The 20,702-nt window shown below is 72.9% G+C and carries 17 protein-coding genes; 13 read left to right on the forward strand and 4 right to left on the reverse strand.

Annotation, left to right across the window (positions count from 1 at the left end; all coding sequences use genetic code 11):
• Nucleotides 1-89: 89 nt before the first annotated feature.
• Entirely contained in the window at nt 90-1,166 is a 1,077-nt protein-coding gene (locus ACZ3ZE_RS11435; protein WP_361167586.1) for a ferritin-like domain-containing protein, read from the forward strand.
• A 102-nt stretch (nt 1,167-1,268) separates the two neighbouring features.
• On the opposite strand, the gene ACZ3ZE_RS11440 is transcribed toward ACZ3ZE_RS11435, so the two are convergent.
• The gene (locus ACZ3ZE_RS11440) at nt 1,269-1,667 is read right to left on the reverse strand and encodes a DUF5997 family protein (RefSeq protein WP_361167583.1); all 399 of its coding nucleotides are present in this window, start codon (nt 1,665-1,667) and stop codon (nt 1,269-1,271) included.
• A 58-nt stretch (nt 1,668-1,725) separates the two neighbouring features.
• Between ACZ3ZE_RS11440 and ACZ3ZE_RS11445 the strand changes: the two genes are divergently transcribed.
• A complete protein-coding gene (locus ACZ3ZE_RS11445) occupies nt 1,726-2,556 on the forward strand; it encodes a LysR family substrate-binding domain-containing protein (RefSeq protein WP_467258629.1) in 831 nt (276 codons plus the stop codon).
• Between the two features lie 18 nt (nt 2,557-2,574).
• Here the strand turns inward: ACZ3ZE_RS11445 and ACZ3ZE_RS11450 are convergent, their stop codons facing one another.
• Entirely contained in the window at nt 2,575-3,375 is an 801-nt protein-coding gene (locus tag ACZ3ZE_RS11450; protein ID WP_361625904.1) for an SDR family NAD(P)-dependent oxidoreductase, read from the reverse strand.
• Nucleotides 3,376-3,410: 35 nt separating this feature from the next.
• Nucleotides 3,411-4,865, reverse strand: a complete 1,455-nt coding sequence (locus ACZ3ZE_RS11455) for an MFS transporter (RefSeq protein WP_361167574.1) — start codon at nt 4,863-4,865, stop codon at nt 3,411-3,413.
• A gap of 149 nt (nt 4,866-5,014) precedes the next feature.
• Between ACZ3ZE_RS11455 and ACZ3ZE_RS11460 the strand changes: the two genes are divergently transcribed.
• The 7 genes from ACZ3ZE_RS11460 to ACZ3ZE_RS11490 all read left to right on the forward strand — a co-directional run bounded on the left by ACZ3ZE_RS11460 (nt 5,015) and on the right by ACZ3ZE_RS11490 (nt 15,158).
• Complete coding sequence (locus ACZ3ZE_RS11460; protein ID WP_361167744.1) at nt 5,015-5,470, forward strand: MarR family winged helix-turn-helix transcriptional regulator; 456 nt, start codon at nt 5,015-5,017, stop codon at nt 5,468-5,470.
• A 121-nt stretch (nt 5,471-5,591) separates the two neighbouring features.
• Nucleotides 5,592-5,999, forward strand: a complete 408-nt coding sequence (locus tag ACZ3ZE_RS11465) for a Pepco domain-containing protein (RefSeq protein ID WP_361167571.1) — start codon at nt 5,592-5,594, stop codon at nt 5,997-5,999.
• A gap of 14 nt (nt 6,000-6,013) precedes the next feature.
• Nucleotides 6,014-10,585: a caspase family protein gene (locus ACZ3ZE_RS11470; protein ID WP_467258632.1), complete on the forward strand. Its 4,572-nt coding sequence runs from the start codon at nt 6,014-6,016 to the stop codon at nt 10,583-10,585.
• Between the two features lie 127 nt (nt 10,586-10,712).
• Nucleotides 10,713-12,365: an IclR family transcriptional regulator domain-containing protein gene (locus tag ACZ3ZE_RS11475; protein ID WP_467258635.1), complete on the forward strand. Its 1,653-nt coding sequence runs from the start codon at nt 10,713-10,715 to the stop codon at nt 12,363-12,365.
• Between the two features lie 157 nt (nt 12,366-12,522).
• The gene (locus tag ACZ3ZE_RS11480) at nt 12,523-13,251 is read left to right on the forward strand and encodes a VanZ family protein (protein WP_467258637.1); all 729 of its coding nucleotides are present in this window, start codon (nt 12,523-12,525) and stop codon (nt 13,249-13,251) included.
• An 82-nt stretch (nt 13,252-13,333) separates the two neighbouring features.
• Nucleotides 13,334-14,077: a response regulator transcription factor gene (locus ACZ3ZE_RS11485; protein WP_361625892.1), complete on the forward strand. Its 744-nt coding sequence runs from the start codon at nt 13,334-13,336 to the stop codon at nt 14,075-14,077.
• Entirely contained in the window at nt 14,070-15,158 is a 1,089-nt protein-coding gene (locus tag ACZ3ZE_RS11490; RefSeq protein WP_361625889.1) for a sensor histidine kinase, read from the forward strand. Before ACZ3ZE_RS11485 ends, ACZ3ZE_RS11490 begins: the two co-directional genes overlap by 8 nt.
• Before the next feature lie 30 nt (nt 15,159-15,188).
• On the opposite strand, the gene xylB is transcribed toward ACZ3ZE_RS11490, so the two are convergent.
• A complete protein-coding gene (gene xylB, locus ACZ3ZE_RS11495; protein WP_467258640.1) occupies nt 15,189-16,676 on the reverse strand; it encodes a xylulokinase in 1,488 nt (495 codons plus the stop codon).
• Between the two features lie 128 nt (nt 16,677-16,804).
• Between xylB and xylA the strand changes: the two genes are divergently transcribed.
• The 4 genes from xylA to ACZ3ZE_RS11515 all read left to right on the forward strand — a co-directional run bounded on the left by xylA (nt 16,805) and on the right by ACZ3ZE_RS11515 (nt 20,702).
• A complete protein-coding gene (gene xylA, locus ACZ3ZE_RS11500; RefSeq protein ID WP_361167550.1) occupies nt 16,805-17,974 on the forward strand; it encodes a xylose isomerase in 1,170 nt (389 codons plus the stop codon).
• Nucleotides 17,975-18,068: 94 nt separating this feature from the next.
• Nucleotides 18,069-18,650: a hypothetical protein gene (locus tag ACZ3ZE_RS11505; RefSeq protein WP_467258643.1), complete on the forward strand. Its 582-nt coding sequence runs from the start codon at nt 18,069-18,071 to the stop codon at nt 18,648-18,650.
• On the forward strand, nt 18,647-19,711 hold the full coding sequence (locus ACZ3ZE_RS11510; protein WP_467258646.1) for a hypothetical protein: 1,065 nt from the start codon (nt 18,647-18,649) through the stop codon (nt 19,709-19,711). Before ACZ3ZE_RS11505 ends, ACZ3ZE_RS11510 begins: the two co-directional genes overlap by 4 nt.
• Nucleotides 19,712-19,787: 76 nt before the next feature.
• Complete coding sequence (locus ACZ3ZE_RS11515) at nt 19,788-20,702, forward strand: poly-gamma-glutamate hydrolase family protein (protein WP_361625880.1); 915 nt, start codon at nt 19,788-19,790, stop codon at nt 20,700-20,702.

The following is a 20,702-nucleotide window of genomic DNA, read 5'->3' on the forward strand; positions in this document are numbered from 1 at the left end:
GCGTCGGCGTACCGTGGGAAGTACCTCTCGGATCACTCGCACCACTTCGGCGCTCTCGGGCGTGCGCACGTGCAGAGGGGAAGAGTCTCATGACCACGCTTCCGGGATACCGAAGCAACAGGATCGTCGAGTTGATGCGGGAGCCCGCCGAGAGCCGTGGGCCCGACTGGCTGCAGGAATCGCTCCAGCAGGCCGTGCTGCTCGAACTGGCCACGCTGCCGCCGTACTTGTGCGCCATGTGGTCCATACAGGACGAGAGCGACGAGGTCGCCGGCGCGCTGGAGCGGGTCGTCTTCGACGAGATGTCCCACCTGGGTCTCGCCGGGAACCTGCTCACCACCATCGGCGGCACCCCTCAGCTCGCGCACACGAGCACGGCCCCGGCCTATCCCGAGCCGCTGCCCGGCGGTGTGCGGCCCGGGCTCATCGTGTCGCTCAGCGGTCTGTCGAGGGAGACCGCCAAGCTGTTCTCCCAGATCGAGGAGCCCGACGAACCCCTGGCGAGGGCGGCCTCCCCGGGCACGTCCATCGGCGCGTTCTACACGGCGATCCTCGACGCGTTCCGCGAGCACGCGGACCTGATCACGGGACAGCGGCAGCTCGTCCGCCAGATGACCGCCCACGGCGCGGGCAACGACATCGTGGCGATCACCTCCATGAACGCCGTCGAGAAGGCCATCGGCGTGATCAAGGAGCAGGGCGAGGGCACCACCGCGTCACCGGTGAACCCGCACCCCGAAGCCGCCGGCGAGCTCGCCCACTACTACGTCTTCCGGGAGATCTACCACGGCCGCAAGCTGGTCAAGGTCTCCGAGGACCCGCCCCGCTGGGACTTCACCGGCGACCCGGTCCCCCTCCCCACCACCCGCCGCATGGCGACCGTCCCGCCCGGCGGCTGGGCGGCCTCGGGCGCGATCGTCCCCGACAGCGACGCCCAGCAGCGCCTCACCGCCGGCAACCTCGCGTACAGCCACCTCCTGAGCTTCCTGGAGAAGGCCTGGAAGGCCGAGGACGGCACCACCGCCCGCCAGCTCCTCGGCAAGGCCGTCGCCGCGATGTTCGGCCTCAAGGAACCGGCCCAGTGGCTCATGGAGCACCCGCTGCCCGACGGCAGCGGGCGGACCTACGGCCCGGAGTTCCGGTACGTGGAGACACCGGAGGCGTAGGCCCGTCCCGTATTCCGCCCCGTAGCCGCTTCCCGTAGCCGCTTCCCGTAGCCGCTTCCTGCACGCCAGGGCATCGGCCGACCGGAGCGCCGGGAGGGGGGGTCAGTCCTCCTGCGACCTGGCGGCCTTCTCGGCGCGCATCTCCTTGATGCGGACGGTCTCCTTGCGGACCTCGGACTGGGTGGCGCGCTCCTTCTGCAGCCACTCCGGGTTCTCGTCCTTGAGGGCCTCGATCTGCTCGGTGGTCAGGGCGTCCGTGACTCCGCCGCGGGCGAGGCCGGAGATGGAGATGCCCAGCTTGGCGGCCACGACGGGGCGCGGGTGCGGACCGGTGCGGCGCAGCTCGATGAGCCACTCCGGCGGGTCGGTCTGGAGGGCGGTGAGCTCGGCGCGGGATACGACGCCCTCGCGGAAGTCGGCAGGGGTGGCGTCGAGGTACACACCCAGCTTCTTCGCCGCGGTGGCGGGCTTCATCGTCTGGGCGGTCTGGTGCTGCGTCATGGTGACAAGAATATCGGGCGGGTGCGCCGTCGCCGACCACGGCCGGTAATCTGGCCAGGTGACAGGCTCGGACGTATCCCACACCCCCGCTCGCCCCGCTCCCACCGCCCCCGCGGCCCCGTCCTTCCGGCTGGCGTACGTGCCGGGTGTGACGCCGTCCAAGTGGGTGGGGATCTGGAAGGAGCGCCTGCCCGACGTCCCGCTGGAGCTCCTGCAGGTGGAGGCGGCCGAGGTGGCCGGGCTGCTGCGTGAGCGGAAGGCCGACGCGGGTTTCGTGCGGCTGCCCGTCGACCGTACGGACCTGAGCGCGATCCCCCTCTACATCGAGACGACGGTCGTGGTGGTCCCCAAGGACCACCTGCTGGCCGCGGCGGACGAGGTGGACGTCGAGGACGTCGCCGACGAGATCCTGCTGCACCCGCAGGACGACACGCTCGACTGGGAGCGGCCGCCCGGCCGTCCCGCGTTCGAGCGGCCGGCGACCACGGCGGACGCGATCGAGCTGGTGGCGGCGGGGATCGGCCTGCTGGCCGTGCCGCAGTCGCTGGCGCGGCTGCACCACCGCAAGGACCTCACGTACCGGACGCTGAACGGAACCCCGCAGTCGCAGGTCGCGCTGGCGTGGCCGGAGGAGGCCACCACCGATCTGGTGGAGGACTTCATCGGGATCGTGCGCGGCCGGACCGTGAACAGCTCGCGCGGCCGCCGGTCCGACGAGAAGCCCCAGAAGGCCGCCCCGACGAAGCCCAAGCAGGGGCAGAAGCAGGGCCAGCGGCAGGGCGGCCAGAAGCAGGGGCAGAAGCCCCAGGCCGCGGGCGGCCGGCGCAAGGCGGCCGGGGGCGCGGCTCCCAAGAGCGGACGCTCCGGGAAGCCGCGCCGGCGGTCCTGACCGCCCCGGTCACCGCCGTCAGACGGCGGACCAGCCGCCGTCCACGGGCAGCACCACACCGTTGATGTTGCTCGCCGCGTCGGAGGCGAGGAAGACGATCGCCGCCGCCTGGGTCTCGGCCTCGGCGGGCTGTCCGACGTTGCCCATGTAGGCGCCGAGGGCCTGCGGTCCGGCGGCCTCCGGGTCGATGTCGAGGCGGATGTTGGTGATCGTGCCGCCGGGGGCGACGGCGTTGCTGCGGATCCCCCGGTGGCGGTAGGTCACGGCGAGCGACTTGGTGAGGCCGACGATGCCGTGCTTGGCGGCGGTGTAGGCGGCGCCCGCGGCGGAACCGCGCAGCGCCGCCTCGGAGGCGGTGAAGACGACGGCGCCGCGGCCCGCGTCGAGCATGTGCGGCAGGACGGCCCTGGTCAGCAGGAACGGCGCGGTGAGGTTGATCCGCAGCAGCCGCTCCCACTCGGCGTCGGTCACGTCGGCGACCGCGGACATGCTGTCCATGATCCCGGCGTTGTTGACGAGCACGTCAATGGTGCCGCTGGTGCCGTCGGGGCCGGGGGACCCGAGCGCGGTGGCGACCACGCGGTCGACGACCGCCTGCTCGCTCAGGTCGCCGACGACCGCGACGGCGGTTCCGCCGGTCTCCTCGATCCGGGCGGTGACCTCGGCGGCGGACTCGGCGTTCAGGTCGGCGACGACGACGCGGGCGCCGCGTCCGGCGAAGGCGAGGGCGGTGGCGCGGCCGATGCCGGAGCCGGCCCCGGTGACGACGACGGTGCGGCCGGTGAAGTCCTGGGCGGGCTGGGCCGGGGGCAGGGTCATGTGGGTGTTCTCTCCGTTCGTGGAGGCCGGGCCGGTCAGGCCGCGGTGCCAGCCGCCGGGGCGGGCTGCGGCTGAGCGGCGGCCGCGGTGAGCGGGCGTACGGGGATGAGGGCGGCGACGGCCGCGGCGGCGAGCGCCACGCCTCCGCCGATCAGCAGCGCCACGCGGAAGCCGGTCTCGGAGGGCAGGGCGTGGCCGCCGAGGTCGATGGTGAGCTGGGCGAGGACGACGCCGATGACGGCGGCCGACACGGAGCTGCCGATGGAGCGCATGAGGGTGTTGAAGCTGTTGGCGGACGCCGTCTCCGCCTGGGGCACGGCTCCCATGATGAGGGCGGGCATCGCCCCGTAGGCGAGGCCGACACCCGTGTTGCAGACGAGGGTGACGACGAGCAGGCCCCAGGTGCTGCCCATGAGGAGCAGCGAGGAGAGGTAGCCGACGGCGATGACGAGGCTGCCGACGGCGAGGGTGACCTTGGGGCCGCGGGCGGCGGACAGCTTCGCGCCGAGGGGCGACAGCGCCATCATCATCAGGCCCGCCGGGGCCATCCACAGGCCCATGGCCATCATCGACTGGCCGAGACCGTAACCGGTCGCCTCGGGCAACTGCAGGAGCTGCGGGATGACGAGCGACTGCGCGTACATGGAGAAGCCGACCAGGATCGAGGCGGCGTTGGTCATGAGGACCTGCGGCCGGGCGGTGACACGCAGGTCGACGAGCGGGTCGCGGGTCCGCAGCTCCCACCACACCCAGGCACCCAGGACGACGGCCGCGGCGGCGAACAGGCCGAGCGTGGTGGCGCTGCCCCAGCCCCAGACGGAGCCCTTCGACACGGCGAGGAGCAGGGCGATCAGGCCGCCGCCGAGCCCGAGGGCGCCGAGGACGTCGAAGCGGCCGGCGACGGGGGCGATCCGGCCGGTCGGGGCGACCAGCCAGACGAGGACGCCGACGAGCAGGCTGAGGCCGGCGGCGACCCAGAACAGCACGCGCCAGCTGGCGTGCTCGGCGACGGCGGCGGAGAACGGCAGTCCGAGGGCACCGCCGACGCCCATGGAGGCGCTCATCAGGGCGATCGAGGAGCCCAGCTTCTCCATCGGCAGGATGTCGCGCAGCAGGCTGATGCCGAGCGGCACGACACCCATCCCCAGGCCCTGAAGCCCGCGCCCGACGACCATCGGGGCGACCGAGCCGGCCAGCGCGCAGACGACCGAGCCCGCGACGAGCGGGACGGTGGAGGCGAGGAGCAGGCGCCGCTTGCCGTACATGTCGCCGAGGCGTCCGGCGACGGGGGTGGCGACGGCCGAGGCGAGCAGGGTGGCGGTGATCACCCAGGAGGCGTTGGACGCGCTGGTGCCGAGCAGCTCGGGCAGATCACCGATGAGGGGGACGACGAGGGTCTGCATGAGTGCGGCGACGATGCCGGCGAGGGCGAGCACACCGACGATGCCGCCGGTCCCTCCGGGGCGGGCGGCTGGGGTGGGGGTCGACATGGGCTCTCCTCGATCGGCACGCGTCGGGGCAGGCGGACACCCGACCCCTCGGTGTGCAAAGTACACACGATGTGCATGATGCACAACCGATGCAAGCTGCATATGCTGCCCTCATGAACGCGACGGACCCTACGGAGCCGACGGACCCCATGGACAAGCCCACGCACCTGATCGAGTTCGAGACCATGCTCCTCGGACGCCACTCCCACCTGTACGCCCCCCGCTCGCGGGCGTCCGGCAGCCAGCTGGACCGCAGCGCCTACGTGCTGCTCAGCCGGATCCGCATGGTCGGCCCCATGTCGATCAGCCAGCTGACCGAGGCGTTCGGTCTGGACGCCTCCACGCTCAACCGGCAGACGGCCGCGATGCTCCGCGCCGGCGTCGTCGAACGCATCCCCGACCCGGACGGCGGCATCGCCCGCAAGTTCCGCATCACCGAGGAGGGCGAGCGCCGCCTCGACGCCGACCGCGCCTTCAACCTCCAGGGCCTGGCCCGGGTCCTGGAGCACTGGACCCCGGAGGAGGTCGCCGACTTCGCCGCCGCCCTCGAGCGCTTCAACCGCGACATCGAACGCCTCGACGGCAGGCCCTGGCCCCGCCCCTGACGCCCTGACCCCGCCCCTGACGGGATTCGGCCACTCCTGGCCGGAAGCACCCAACTCCCGTACAGCGCCGCGGAGTCGCCCCTAAGATGTCGCCTCCGCACATACCGCCACCGGGGGAACGATGTTCGAGAACGCCCAGTCCAGCACGGATGCCACCGACACCGCCCTGGACACCCTCACCCTCCCCTTCCTCGTGTCGATCGACGACCGGGACACCGCCCCCGACCCGGCCGGCTTCGGCGACAAGGGCATCTTCGGCCGGCGCGGCGGCGGGAACGAGGGCGGCGACGGGGACGGCGAGCGCACGGGCGTCCGGGACATCCCCGTGTCCGTGCTCCGGGACAACCTCCAGCGCGCGGTCAACGGCCTCCAGGACGTCCTGGGCACGATCAGCGTCCCCGACAACGGCATGCCGTTGCGTCAGGCGCAGGTCTCCTTCGAGGTCACGGCGAGCGGCGGGATCGCGTTCGTGGGGACCTCCGCCCAGGTCGCCGCCAAGGGCGCGATCACGCTCACCTTCGGCGGCTGACCGGCCGACGCGTCATGAGCGAGCCGTCGTACCGGGCCCTGCTGATCGGTGTGCCGTCCTACAAGGACGCCCTCATCCCCGATCTGCCCTTCATCGAGGACGACCTCACCGAGCTGTCCGGCGCGCTGGAGCGCGTCGGATACGCGGTCGAGGTGCACGACGCCGACCAGACCGGGCGCGACGACATCGAGTCGGCGGTCGAGATCTTCTTCCAGGAGGCGAAGCCCGACCAGACCCTGCTGGTCTTCGTCAGCGGCCACGGCATCCACCACGCCGACAAGGACTACCTGATCCCCCGCGGGGCGCTGACCCGCATGCACGACTTCCCCGCCAAGTGCGTACCTATCGACTTCGGTTCGTACGCCGAACGCAGCGAGGCGGGCGACATCGTGGTGTTCGTCGACGCCTGCCGCGAGGGCATCGACCTGCGGGAGAAGGGCGTCGGCAACACCCGGAACTGGTCCGACGTGCGCGTCCGGCGGGTCGGCGACCGCCACTACTGCCATGTCTACGCCTGCTCCAAGGGCGAGACCGCGAGCTACGCGACCGCGGGCCAGAGCACGTTCAGCCTCTTCTCGCGCGCCCTGAGCACCCTGATCGTCGACCGGACCGGCCCCAGCACCCTCGGCGAACTCCAGGAACGGCTCCAGCCCGCGCTCGACCAGCTCACCGCCGAACACGACCGGCACCGCCAGCGGGTCCGCGTGCAGACCGAGACGGACATCGACGCGTTCGTCCTCTTCCCCCGCCCCGACCGTGCCGCGCCGCTCGCGCCCGGCGAATCGCCCTGGGCCGCCCTGGCCAGGGAGCACCCCGCCTGGCAGCAGGTCGAGGGCGGCCCCGGCGCGGACGTCCTCCAGGAAGCCACCGCCCGCCTCGCCCACCACCTGTACGCCACCTCGGCGGCGGACCGGGACCGGCTGAAGGACGACCCCTGGTCGGTGCCCGGCTTCGCCGAACGCATGACGGAACGCGTGGCCTGGCTCCTGTCCAAGGTCGTCGACCCGAAACGGCTCCTCCTCTCCCCCGCCGAGGCCGCCCTCCTCGTGGCGATCCCCTTCCTGTACGCCGCCTACGGCAGCCGCTCGGCCGCCGACGCCCTCGACGTCCTGCCGCTGCACCTGGACCGTGCCCCCGACCCCTCCCCCGCCAGAGCCGCGTACGAGGACCACATCGCCAACCACTCGCGGCTGACCCGCCGGGCGGCCCGGGCCGCGGCCGACGACCCGGCCGACGCCGCGGGGATCGCCTGGTGGCTCTTCCACCGCTGGCTCGACCGGCGCCCGCCGACCCTCCAGGGCGACGCCCTCACCGAGCTGACCGCCCCGCTCCGGACCCCCTGCGCACCCACGGCACCCATCGAGCGCCTAGTGTCGGAGGTCTTCGAACCCGCCCGGCTCATGGCCCTGATACGAGGACTCCGCGCCGTACCGGACATCGCGGCCAAGCGTCCCGTGCGCCCCATCGCCGGCTCGTCCGACGTCGAGCAACGCGTACGCGAACAGCTCGTCTTCGCCCTGCTCACGGTCGCCCACCGGTCGGCCATCGACCCCCTCATGCTGGGCGACGTCGTCGTCGACCACGTCGGCATCAGCTACGCCGTGGACCTGGCCGGGATGCACCACACCCTCGACAAGGCGGGCTGGGACCCCCACGGCCGCACCCGCGTCCTGCGGGCCACCTGCGAGCACCCCGCGGTCGGACTCGCCCTCCAGCAGCAGGCCGCCTCCCTGGACGGCGTCCTGGGCACGATCGACGTCCTGGCCTCCACCGAACCCCAGCTCGACGCGCTCTACGGCCTCCCGGCACACGCCACCGCCGACCAGGTCCTCGCCGCCCTCACCCCCGAGGGCAAACGCGTGTACGAGTCCACCGACCTGCGCTTCCGGCTCGCCGACGACCGCGTACAGGAACTCCTCATGGGCGAGGAACTGTACGGCGACCCCGCCCTCGCCATCCGCGAGCTCTACCAGAACGCCCTGGACGCCTGCCGCTACCGGGACGCGCGCACGGCCTACCTCCGGGCGACCTCCCCCGGCTACGCGACCCCGTGGACCGGCTCGATCACCTTCGTGCAGGGCGTCGAGGGCGGACGCGCGTACATCGAGTGCACCGACGACGGCGTGGGCATGGGCGAGCGCGAACTCCGCGAGGTCTTCTCCCACGCGGGCATGCGCTTCGCCGACCTGCCCGAGTACGTCGAGGAGCTCGCCAAGTGGCGCTCCCAGGGCATCGACATGCACCCCAACAGCCGCTTCGGCATCGGCGTCCTCAGCTACTTCATGATCGCCGACGACATCCGGGTCACCACTTGCCGCCTCGACCGCGAGGGCCACCCCGGCCAACGCCTCCGCGTCGACATCGCGGGCCCCGGCGCGCTCTTCCGCATCCAGGACCTGGGCCGAGGCCACGGCGCCGGCACGACGGTCCGCCTGTACCTCCGCGACCCGGCGAACGCGCCTTCCGCGAAGGAGCTGCTGCGGCGGTTGCTGTGGGTGTCGGACTTCCGGGTGCGGGCGGAGGACGTGCGGGAGGGGGCGGATGGGGACCCGTTGGTGTGGCTCCCGGGGGAGCTCTCGGAGGCGGCGCCCCTGGGAACGACCGATCCGTTCGGCGGGACGGCGGTGCGCGATCACGACGCGGCCGTGGTGGAGACGTCCGACCGTGCGGTGTGGTGGTGCGGGTCGATGGGGGCGGTGCTGGCGGACGGGTTGTGGTGCGGGGAGCCGTACTTCGGCGCGGTGGTCAATCTGGCGGGCGCGAAGGCGCCGTCGCTGACGGTGGACCGGAAGCGGTGTCTTTCGTTCGACGTGGGACACGTGCACGGGGTGCTCACGCGGCAGATCCCCGCTCTCCTCGGCGCGGAAGGAGCCGTCCTCTCGCCGGAATGGCTGACGCGCCTGATGCATCACACATCGGCGGAACTGGCCGACGCCGTGCTGGCGCAGGCCATCGACGCCGACTATCAGCCGTGGGGCGTGCACCATCATGTCGGCGCGGTGGCCGCCATCGGCTGCTTCGCACCGGACACACTCCTCTTCGAGGCCCAAGCGACAAACTCCTGGCCCACCCCGAGACGCCTTGAGGACCATTCCCGGCTCACTGAATGGCGCGTTCTGGCGTGGGCGAAGGCGGGCGCGTATCCCGGCGTCTCGGTGACGGCCCCCGACGAGGTTCTGGTCGCCCAGCCCCTCGACTACACGCTCCTGGTTCCCTCTCGGTGGGCGCCCCAAGCCGATACTCCGCTCAACATCAGTTCGCCCAGGCTCTACAACAGCCTACAAATCCTGCAGAGCACGCTCACGGCAGCCAGAGATCACGGCATCACGCCCGCTGCGGCTGCTCAGCGCCTACAGGAACTCGGCTTCCGCCTTCACCCAGCCATCACCCTTCCTGATAGCGCCTCGCCCGAGGACATCGATGTACTGGAAGCACTGGACGAGGGGTTGGACGAACCGTTCAAGGCGGGGCAAGCGGTTCCTCCCTCCGCCGTTCTCAGCATCGCCCGCAGGCTGAGATGCAGGCCCGAGGAAGCAGCTGCGCGGCTTGGAGCGTTCGGGATGCGGCTGCCCCACTGGTTCCGCGTACCGGACTCGCTCGAACAGGAGGACATCGCAGTCGTCAGGCGGTGTGGCTCCACCGCCACCATGCCTTTGGCCGGAGTGATCCAAGCCGCCCAGAGCACCGGCCGACGGCCGAGTGAACTCGTCACGCGGTTAGAGGCTCTGGGCGGTACTATGCCGCTCCTCTCCATCGACATCGACACGGTCGACGAGGTCGATCTCCGGCTGATGAGCAGCGATCTGGACGGTTCCCCTCCCTGGCTCGCCGTCGAGGCGCCCGTACCGTGGGGACATGTCCTTCTCGCAGCCGAGCGCCTTGGACGCCGGCCACAGGCGATCGCCGAGCGACTGACAGGTCTCGGATTCCAGTGCACGGCGCCGAGCAGCACGGTTCAGGAGCGGCGCTCCCAGGATCTACTGATCCTGAGCGAACATGGCGACAGCTCGCGACCATGGGTGGACGCGGAGCGAGTCTCCGTTTCTCAGGCCATCCTGGCGGCAACACGTTCCGGATTGATGGCGGAGGAGGTCATCGCGCGATGGCGTGAACTAGGCGTCCCCGTACCCGAGGATCTGGCCTTGCCGTCTCTGGCACACCCCGACGACACACTGCTGCTGAGTCGCGATCTGGATCGAAAGGAACCCTGGCTGAACACCGGTCAACCCGTGGCGCTGGGGCACGTCCTTACCGCCGCGACCATGGCGGGTCGGCCCCCTCACGACGTCCGAGATCGCCTCGCGGCCCTGGGGTACCACCTGCCGTCCGCGACACCGCTCCCCGTGGAGGCTCACCCCGCCGATGCCCGCCTGCTGTCGGTGCCCCACGTCACCAGGCGTATCTGGCTCACCCCCGACCAACCCACCACCCTCGCCCACATCGTCCACGCCGCCGCGACCACCGGCCTCACACCCCCCGAAGTAGCCGCCCGCCTCGTCGAACTCGGCTACACGCTCCCGCCCGGCGTCGCCTTCGACCCGGTCCCGGCCCCCCGGCCCCACAGGTCGAGCGGCGGCCCCGTGTAGTTCTCCGTCGGCGCGGCGGCGTGGTGGGAGTGGGTCCGGGTCCGACGGGGGCCGGTGTCGGCGGCCCGCCGTGGCCGGGTGTCGTCGTGTTCACTACGGTGGGCCGGAGATCCACGACGGAGACCGCATGCCACCGACGCACGACCCGGCCCCAGCCGCGCCGCCCGAGGCCGTCACCCCGCTGCTGCGCGGGGTCGACGTGCTGCGCCGCCTCACCGACGCCGGCGGGCGGATGCCGGTGGGTGAGCTGGAGCGGGCCGCCGGGCTCGCGCGGTCCACGGTCGACCGGATCACTGCGACGCTGTCCCGCATGGGATACGTCCGGGTCGAGGGGCGGGACGTCGTCCTCGCGCCGCGTCTGCTCGAACTCGGCAACGCCTATCTCGCCTCCGTACGCCTGCCGGACCTGCTCGGCGGTCTGGCCGACGCGCTCGCCGACGCGCTGGACGAGTCGGTGTCGCTGGCGGTGGCGGACGGGGACGGCATCCGGTTCGTGTACCAGGCGACCCGGCGGCGGGCGATGTCCGTGAGCTTCCGCATCGGCGATCTGCTGCCCGCCGAACGCACCGCGCCCGGGACTTTGTTCGCCTCCGAGTGGAACGAAGGCATGTGGGCGGGGTGGCGGGAGCGGCGGACCGTCGATCCTCGGGAGTTCGGGTTTCCCGCCGTGCCCCGGCGGGCCGGAGCGCCCGGCGACTTCGAGCGGCGTGTCGACGAGGCGCGGGAGCGCGGCTGGGCGGTGGACGACCAGTTGATCGAACCGGGGCTCGTGGCGCTCTCGGTGCCGGTGCGCGAGCCGGCGGGGCGGATCGTGTGCGTGCTGAGCGCGGCCGGCCACACCAGCCGGCATGACGCCGCCTCGCTGCCGGAGGTGCTGCTGCCAAGGCTGCGGGACGCCGCCGCCGCCATGGAGCGGGTGCTGCGGGAGGCGCCCCCGGCGGCTCCGGCGGAGGCGACGGGGCTCGCGTCCTGGACCGGGGCGTCCAAGCAGGAGCTGGGGCGGGAGTTCGTCGAGTCGCTGGCGCGCGGGCTGACGGTGCTGACGGCGTTCGGCGAGGGTCGGGAGGCGCTGCCTCTGACGGCGGTCGCCGAGGCGACCGGTCTCGCCCGGGCCACCGCGCGGCGGGCGCTGATCACGCTGGAGCACCTGGGGTGCGTGGCGGTGGACGGGCGGGCGTTCCGGCTCACGCCGAGGGTGCTGTCGCTCGGGTTCCCGCCGCTGTCGCGGACCACGCTCACCCGGATCGCCCAGCCGCACCTCGCCGAGCTGGCCGCGCGGGTGCGCGAGTCGACCTCGCTGGCCGTGCTCGTGGGCGACGACGTCCAGTACACGGGCCGGGTCGAGACCAGCCGCATCATGAACGTCCACATCACCATCGGCACGCGCTTCCCCGCCTACGCCACCTCCATGGGCCGCGTCCTGCTCGCCGGGCTCGCCCCCGAGGAGCGTGCGGAGCGGCTCGCGCGGACCGAGCCGGCCGCCCTCACCCCGTACACGGTGACCGGCCGCGCGGAGCTCGGCGCCCTCCTGGAGGAGGTGGGCCGGCAGGGGTACGCGCTGGTCGACGAGGAGCTGGAGGTCGGTCTGCGGTCGATCGCCCTGCCGGTGCGCGACCGGGCGGGCGGGGTCGTCGCGGCGGTCAACGTGGCCTTGCACAGCGCCCGCAGGTCGCGTGAGGAGTGCGTGGCCGAGGTGTTGCCGGAGCTCGCGCGGACGATCGGCGCCATCGAGGCGGACCTGCACGTCACGGAGCGGTTCGCCCGGGTTCCGGCGTACTGAGCTGTTCCTCAGGTGCGCGCTGGGCAGCGGCGCAGGCCGCGTTCGCCGCCGGGACACCGCAGTAGACGCCGGCCTGGAAGCAGGACGGGCCCGTATATCGCGAGCGTATGGAAATGCGCATACGCCGCCGGAACGGTCCTCCGCCCATCCTGGGCACATGATCGCCGACGCTTCCCTGACCGCCGCACCGGACACACCGCCGACACCGTCCGCACCGCCCCGCCGTACGCGCAGGATCGCGCTCTCCGGCGTGGCGGTCCTCGGCGTGGCCGGCCTCCTGTTCGGCATGCGGCGGCCGCTCATGATGTCCGCCCCGGCGTGCGTGGCCGGGCGGTGGCACGGCTGCTACGACACCTTCAACGGCACCGTGCTCATGACGCTGGTCGCGCTGCCCCCGGCGGCACTGGCGGCGTGGATTCTGGCGCGTCGGCGGCGCGCGGCGGGCATCGCCTCGGCCGGGCGGCTGTCGCTGGCCGACGTGGGCATGGTGGTCGGCACGGTGCCGTTCGTGTGGATGACGATGATGCCGGGCGGCGGGGCGGGCGTCGTCCCGGCTCGGGTGAGCCTGGTGCCGCTGCGGGACCTGGTCACGATGGGGCCGGTGGGGATCGTGGGCAACCTGCTGGTCTTCGCGGCGCTGGGGTTCTTCGCCCCGATGCGGTGGGCGGCACTGGCGTCCGTGCCGCGCGTCCTGGCGCTCGGGGCGGCCTGCTCGGTCCTGGTCGAGACGGCCCAGTACGTGCTGCGGCTGGACCGGGTGTCCTCCGTGGACGACGTCCTGGTCAACGCCGTCGGTGCCGCGCTGGCCGGGCTGGCGTCACGCCGCTGGTGGCGCACCGCGTCACGACTGCCTTCGGTTCGGGCACGCGACGGGAGCCACCGCTAGGGCCTGTCTTTCGGCGACCGCCGCCCCGGGTGCTCCGGGAGGCCATACGTCGGCGATATCCCGCGTTCCCTACGCTTCGGGCATGCGTGTACTGATCGTGGAGGACGAGCCCTATCTGGCCGAGGCCGTACGTGACGGGCTCCGGCTGGAGGCGATCGCCGCCGACATCGCGGGCGACGGCGACTCCGCCCTGGAGCTGCTGGGCGTCAACTCCTACGACCTCGCGGTCCTGGACCGCGACATCCCCGGCCCCTCCGGCGACGAGGTCGCCCGGCGCATCGTGGCCTCCGGCAGCGGCATCCCGATCCTCATGCTGACCGCGGCGGACCGGATCGACGACAAGGCGTCCGGGTTCGCGCTCGGCGCCGACGACTACCTCACCAAGCCGTTCGAGCTGCGGGAGCTCGTCATGCGGCTGCGCGCGCTCGACCGCAGGCGCGCGTACGCCCGGCCGCCGGTCCGCGAGCTCGCGGGCCTGCGGCTCGACCCGTTCCGCCGCGAGGTCTTCCGCGACGGGCGGTACGTCGCCCTCACCCGTAAGCAGTTCGCCGTGCTCGAAGTCCTCGTCTCGGCCGAGGGCGGCGTCGTGAGCGCCGAGGAGCTGCTGGAACGCGCCTGGGACGCGCACACCGACCCCTTCACCAACGCCGTACGGATCACCGTCTCCGCGTTGCGCAAACGGCTCGGCGAACCCTGGGTCATCGCCACGGTGCCGGGCGTCGGCTACCGCATCGACACCGGTACGGGCGGGGGCGCGCGTGCGAGCAACCGCGCCGACGCCGACGCCGGTGCCGGCGCTTCCCTCCCCCACCGTCCCCGTGCGTAGGCGTCCCGGGCTCAGCGCCCGGCTCAAGCTCACCCTCAGCTACGCGGGGTTCCTCGCCGTCGCCGGTGCTCTCCTGCTCGCCGTGGTGTGGGGGTTCCTGCTGCGGTACGTCCCCGACACCTCTCAGGGGCTGCTCGGGATCTCGCCGAACCGCTACCTCCTCGTGCACACCTTCGCCCCCGCCGCGGCCGTGGCGATGGCCTTCCTCCTCGTGTTCGGTCTGGTCGGGGGGTGGGTCCTGGCCGGGCGGATGCTCGCTCCGCTCGGGCGGATCACCGGTGCGGCGCGGCTGGCCGGGGGCGGGTCGCTGTCGCACCGGATCCGGATGGGCGGCCGCCAGGACGAGTTCCGGGAGCTGTCCGACGCGTTCGACACGATGCTGGAACGACTGGAGTCGCACGTCGCCGAGCAGCGGAGGTTCGCGGCCAACGCCTCCCACGAGCTGCGCACCCCGCTGGCCATCTCGCAGACCCTCCTCGACGTCGCCCGGCAGGACCCCACGCGGGACCGCGACGAACTCCTCGCGCGCCTCCGGACCGTCAACACGCGCGCGATCGACCTCACCGAGGCGCTGCTGCTCCTCAGCCGCAGCGACCGCGCCGCCTTCACCCGCGAGAGCGTCGACCTCTCCCTCGTCGCCGAGGAGGCCGCCGAGACCCTGCTCCCGCTCGCCGAGCGGCGCGGGATCACCCTCGACGTCACCGGCGGAGCGGCGCCGGCCGACGGCTCGGCGGAGCTCCTGCTGCGGATGGTGACGAACCTCGTCCAGAACGCCCTCGTCCACAACCTGCCCGCCGGCGGCACGGTGACGGTCCACACCGGGACGTGCGGCGACACGAGCCTGGTGCGGGTCGAGAACACGGGCCCGCCGGTCCCGCCCGACCTGGTGCCGACCCTCGTCGAACCCTTCCAGCGCGGGACGGAGCGGGTCCGCACCGACGAGCACGCGGGCGTCGGCCTCGGTCTCGCCCTCGTCCACAGCGTCGTACGCGCCCACGACGGGACCCTCACCCTTGCGCCCCGTCCGGCCGGTGGCCTTGAGGTGACGGTCCGACTCCCCGCCATGCCCTGGGAGACGTAGGAAGCAGAGGGGACAGGGTCCGGCACGGGGTCACGCGAGGAGCGTCGGTGCCGCCCCGTCGAGGACCGTCTCGATCCGGGCCCAGGTCTCCTCGTCCCGCGCCACGGGTTCGAGGGTCCGTCCGGCGCCCGTCCCCCAGGCGGCGGCGAGTGCCACCGGGTCCGTTCCGGTCGCCGCGGCCGCGGCGAGGGCGGCGGCGCCGAGGGCGACGAGTTCGGTGGCGGCGGGGACGACGAGGGCGCGTCCGGAGAGCCGGCGCACGGTCTCGGTCCAGGCCCGGCCTCGGGCGCCGCCGCCGATCAGGCGCAGGGGGCGGTCTCGTACGGCCGGTGCGGCGGGGTCGAGGCCGCAGGCGGCGAGCAGGTCGTCGAGGGCGCGCAGCACGGTGAACACGGCGCCTTCGTAGGCGGCGCCGAGCAGGGCGGGCGCGGTGGTGGCGTGCGTCAGGCCGGTGAGGAGTCCGGTGGCGCGGGGCAGGTCGGGGGTGCGTTCGCCGTCGAGGTACGGGAGGAGGACGAGGCCGTCGCCGGGCCGGGCGTCCTCCCGGTCGAGACCGAGGAGGCCGGCGATACGGTCGATCGCGAGCGTGCAGTTCAGGGTGCAGCCGAGCGGCAGGTAGGTGCCGTCGGTCGCGGCGAAGCCGGAGATGCCCGGGCTCGCGGGGCGGGTGCGGGTGGCGGCGAAGACCGTGCCCGAGGTGCCGAGGCTGACGACCGGGTGGTCGAGGAGGCCGCGCGCGCCGAGACCGAGGCCGACGGCGGCGGCCATGTTGTCGCCGGTTCCGGCGGCGACGGCGGTGCTCCGCGGCAGGCCGAGGGCCTCGGCGGCGGCGCGGGTCAGGGTGCCGACGCGGGTGCCGCCGGTCGGGGCGACGGCCGGCAGCAGGGCGGGGTCCAGGCCGAGGAGGTCGAGGACGGCGGGGTCGTAGGCGGCGGGTCCGGTGGCGGGGTTCGTGGCGTACCACCCGGTGCCCGAGGCGTCGCCGGGGTCGGTGACCGCCTCGCCGCAGAGGCGTTCGGTGAGGAAGTCGTGGGGGAGGCGGACGGCGGCGGCACGGGCGGCGGTGGCGGGTTCGTGGTCGCGCAGCCACTGCCACTTGGTGGCCGTCACGGCGGCGACGGGGACGGAGCCGGTGCGGGTGAGCCAGGGGCCGGGGCCGCCGAGCGCGGCGGTGAGGGCGGTGGCCTGGGGTGCGGAGCGGGTGTCGTTCCAGAGGAGGGCGGGGCGCAGCGGGCGGCCCTCGGCGTCGAGGGTGACGAGGCCGTGCTGTTGGCCCGCCACGGCGAGGGCGGTGACGGCGGCGGGCGGTACGGCCGCCTGCTTCAGGGCCGCCGTGACGGCTTGGCCGAGGGCGGCCCACCAGGCCTCGGGGTCGCTCTCGCGGGCCCCTCCGGTGCCGGTGACGGTGTGCGGTGCGCGGCCGACGGCGAGCAGGGCGCCGCTCCCCGCGTCGACGACCGCGGCCTTGGTGGACTGGGTGGAGCTGTCGACGCCGATCACCACCGGGCGTTCCGGCATGGCCACCTCTCCTTCCTGCTGTCTGCGTCGGGGCGTCGTGGGCCGGGCACTGGCGCCCGGGCCCTCCCCGGCGGTATTAGTTATCTCAGAAAACAAATCTGGTGGCCAGCCTCTCGAAGGAGCCGGACATGCCGCAGCATCTTCTTCCCACGCCCGACGACCGCTTCACCTTCGGCCTGTGGACCGTCGGCTGGCAGGGCCGCGATCCGTTCGGGGACGCGACCCGCCCCGCCCTGGACCCCGTCGAGTCGGTGGAACGGCTCGCCGCCCTCGGCGCGTACGGCGTCACCTTCCACGACGACGACCTCATTCCGTTCGGAGCGGAAGAAACCGAGCGGGCGACGGCCGTGAAGCGCTTCCGTGCCGCGCTCGACCGCACGGGCCTCAAGGTGCCCATGGCCACCACCAACCTCTTCACGCACCCCGTCTTCAAGGACGGCGCCTTCACCGCCAACGACCGGGACGTGCGCCGCTTCGCCCTGCGCAAGACGATCCGCAACATCGACCTCGCCGTGGAACTCGGCGCCTCGGTGTACGTGGCCTGGGGCGGCCGGGAGGGTGCCGAGTCGGGCGCCGCCAAGGACGTGCGCGTGGCGCTCGACCGGATGAAGGAGGCCTTCGACCTGCTCGGGCAGTACGTCACCGAGCAGGGCTACGAGCTCCGCTTCGCCGTCGAGCCCAAGCCGAACGAACCGCGCGGGGACATCCTGCTGCCGACGATCGGCCACGCCCTCGCCTTCATCGAGCGCCTGGAGCGGCCCGAACTCGTGGGCGTCAACCCGGAGACGGGCCACGAGCAGATGGCCGGGCTCAACTTCCCGCACGGCATCGCGCAGGCGCTGTGGGCCGGCAAGCTGTTCCACATCGACCTCAACGGCCAGTCCGGCATCAAGTACGACCAGGACCTGCGCTTCGGCGCGGGCGATCTGCGCCAGGCGTTCTGGCTGGTCGACCTCCTGGAGACGGCCGGCTACCCGGGTCCGCGCCACTTCGACTTCAAGCCCGTGCGCACCGACGGCTTCGACGGCGTGTGGGAGTCCGCGAAGAACTGCATGCGCAACTACCTGATCCTCAAGGAGCGTGCCGCCGCCTTCCGCGCCGACCCGGAGGTCCGGGCCGCCCTCGACGCCTCCCGGCTCGACGAACTGGCCGTGCCCACCGCCGCCGACGGCCTCGCGGGCCTGCTCGCCGACCCCACCGCGTACGAGACCTTCGACGCGGTCGCCGCCGCCGAGCGCTCGATGGCCTTCGAGCGGCTCGACCAGCTGGCTCTCGAGCATCTGCTCGGGGTGCGCTGACCCGACCGTACGCGAGCCCTGTACGCACGGTGACCGCGTGTGCCATCCTCCGAGCACCACTCCGTCGTCGGGGGATCGGTGGTGCGTCATGTGGATGTCAACGAGCGCTGCCCGTCTGGCCGTTGTCCTTCTCCTGTGTCTGCCGGCCGCGGTCGCCTGCGGGGACACGGGAGACGGAGCCGGCGGCCCCCGCGGCAGCGCCGACGGCGGCGGGCAGCCGGCGCCCGGCAAAGGCGGGAGCAGCGGCGGGAGCGGGGGCGGCGACGGCGGCGTCCCGGGGCCGCTCAAGATCCCCGAGTGGGGCAGGAACGGCTTCCTGTTCGACGCCGGCACCGCCAGCGGACGCGCCAACTGGGCCGACATCAAGAAGATGTTCGAGGACGCCTGCGGGGACGGCACCCTCTGCGTGACCCTGGAGCGCGTCTACCGCACGGAGGGCGGCACGCTGACCGACGGGCCCTGCGGCTACGACCACATGGAGCCCGCGGCCGAGTCCTCGGTCGAGCGGGGCGGGACCGTGTCCGTCGTGGGCGTGTGCGGCCCGGAGACGGAGGGGCCGACGGAGGGACCGACGGACGAGCCGACGGACGGTTCGACGGACACCGGCGGGCCGACCGACCCGGCCGAAGCCACCGACGGGGCCTCCACGTCCGCCGACAGCGCCCCGCCCGCGTGAACGAAGGCGCGGGCGGCCTCAGCCGCCTCGGCACGCTCGTCGGCGCCGTCGCCGCGCCGACGAGCCTGGTCACCGCGCTGCTCTACTACTTCGGCTACTACCACGCGTACTGGTTCTTCGCGTACTTCAGGGTGAACTCCACCGTCCTCGGCTTCAGCACGGCGGACTACCTGATGCGCAGCCTGGACGTCATGTGGGTGCCGCTGACGGTGCTCGCGACCCTCGGCGTGGGCGCCTTCTGGGGGTACGACCTGGTGCGGCGCGGACTCGCCGCGCGCCTGGGGCCGGTGGCGCGACGCCGGGCGACGGCGGCCCTCGCGGTCGCCGGGCTCCTGCTGACGCTGGGGGGCCTGTGGTCGACGTTCAGGGTGACGTTCCTCAGCGATGTGCTCACCCTGGCCCCGCTGAGCCTGTCCGTCGGGGTGACACTGTTGGCGTACGCCCGTCACCTCGTACGCCGGACGGCGACGGAGCCGGTGCCCGTGTCCGTGCCCGTGCCGGTACCGATACGGGTTCCGGCCCCCGTACCCGTTCCGGCGCCGGCCCCATCACGGGAGCCCGCACCCGAACCCGGATCCCCCTCGCCCACGCCCACGCCTCCCGACACCACCCCCGACCCGCCCCCGGCCCCCTCCCCCCGCCCCGAATGGGCCACCCTCGTCGAGTGGTCGGTGGTCTTCGCTCTCGTCATGCTGGGCATCGTGTGGGCGACCAACGACTACGCCGCCTCCGTCGGTACGGTCCGGGCGAAGCGGTTCGCGGCCGGGCTCGCCGACTACCCGTCCACGGTGGTGTACAGCGCGCACAGCCTCGCCCTCGGGGGACCCGGGGTCCGTGAGACGCGCTGCGCGGCCGGCGCGGACACCGAGCCCGCGTACGGCTACCGCTACGACGGGCTCGTGCTCATCCTCCAGTCCGGGAACCAGTACGTCCTGGTGCCCACCCGGTGGACGCCGGAGGACGGGGTCGCGCTCGTCCTCCCGCGCAACGACAGCGTGCGGCTGGAGTTCGGGCCGCCGCCGGGGACCGGCCGTGGCGGGGCGCCGGTGCCGGGCTGCTGAGCGAGCGGCAGGCGGTTTGTCATGTCCGGTGGGACCCCGTGGTCGGGGCTGCGGAGGCGTCGTGCAGGATCGCCCCATGAATCAGACCAGCCGACGCTCCGTCCTCGCCTCCGCCGTCGCCGCGGCGGCGGCCCTGCCCACGCTCAACGCCATCGCCGGCACCGGTGCCACGCCGGCCGCCGCGGCCGACACGTACGGCTCCAACACCGAGCTGTACAGCAAGAACGCGGCCCTGGAGGGCATCGACTGGATGCGCCGTTTCCGTATCGGCGCTCCGGCCGTGGTCACGGACAACACCAAGGCCTCCAGCCTCCCCCTCGGCAGCACCGCCGTCATCGCCCCGCACGGCGGCGGGCTGGAGGCGGGTACCAGTGAGCTGTGCATGGCCGTGGCAGGTTACAAGCCGTTCGCGTACGACACCGATCCGGCGGCCTCGACGGCGCCCGGTGAGCCGCAGCGCGACTTCTGGATGTTCGAGACGCTGAAGAACTCGGCGCCGCAGCACGTCACTTCGACCAACTGCGACGACCCGGCCGCACTCGCCGTGTGTGCGAACAACCTGTACGCCGTCTCCCTCCACGGCTTCGACTCGGCCGAGCGGAAGATCATCATCGGCGGCCGGGACGAGCGCCTCAAGCGCAATCTGCTGGCCTCCCTCGCGAAGTACGGGATCACCTCCCCCACCACCAGCATCAACTGGAACGTGAACGTCGTCATCGCGGGTGCCGACGACCCGATCAACGGCGACGACCCGGCCAACATCGTCAACCGCACCCGTTCCGGCGCCGGCGCCCAGCTGGAGATCTCGACGGCGCTGCGGGAGGCCATGTTCGGCACCTTCTCGGGGGCGGACAACCGCCGGAACACCGCCGGGGTCCCCAGCCCGGACAGCCCCTACGCCGACTACTTCTGGAACGGCTTCGTCAAGGGCGTGCGGGAGGCCGTCAGGAACCACGAGCTCGGTCTCGACGCCCGCTTCCTCGCCTCCTGA

This window comes from Streptomyces sp. NPDC023157 (assembly GCF_055560575.1).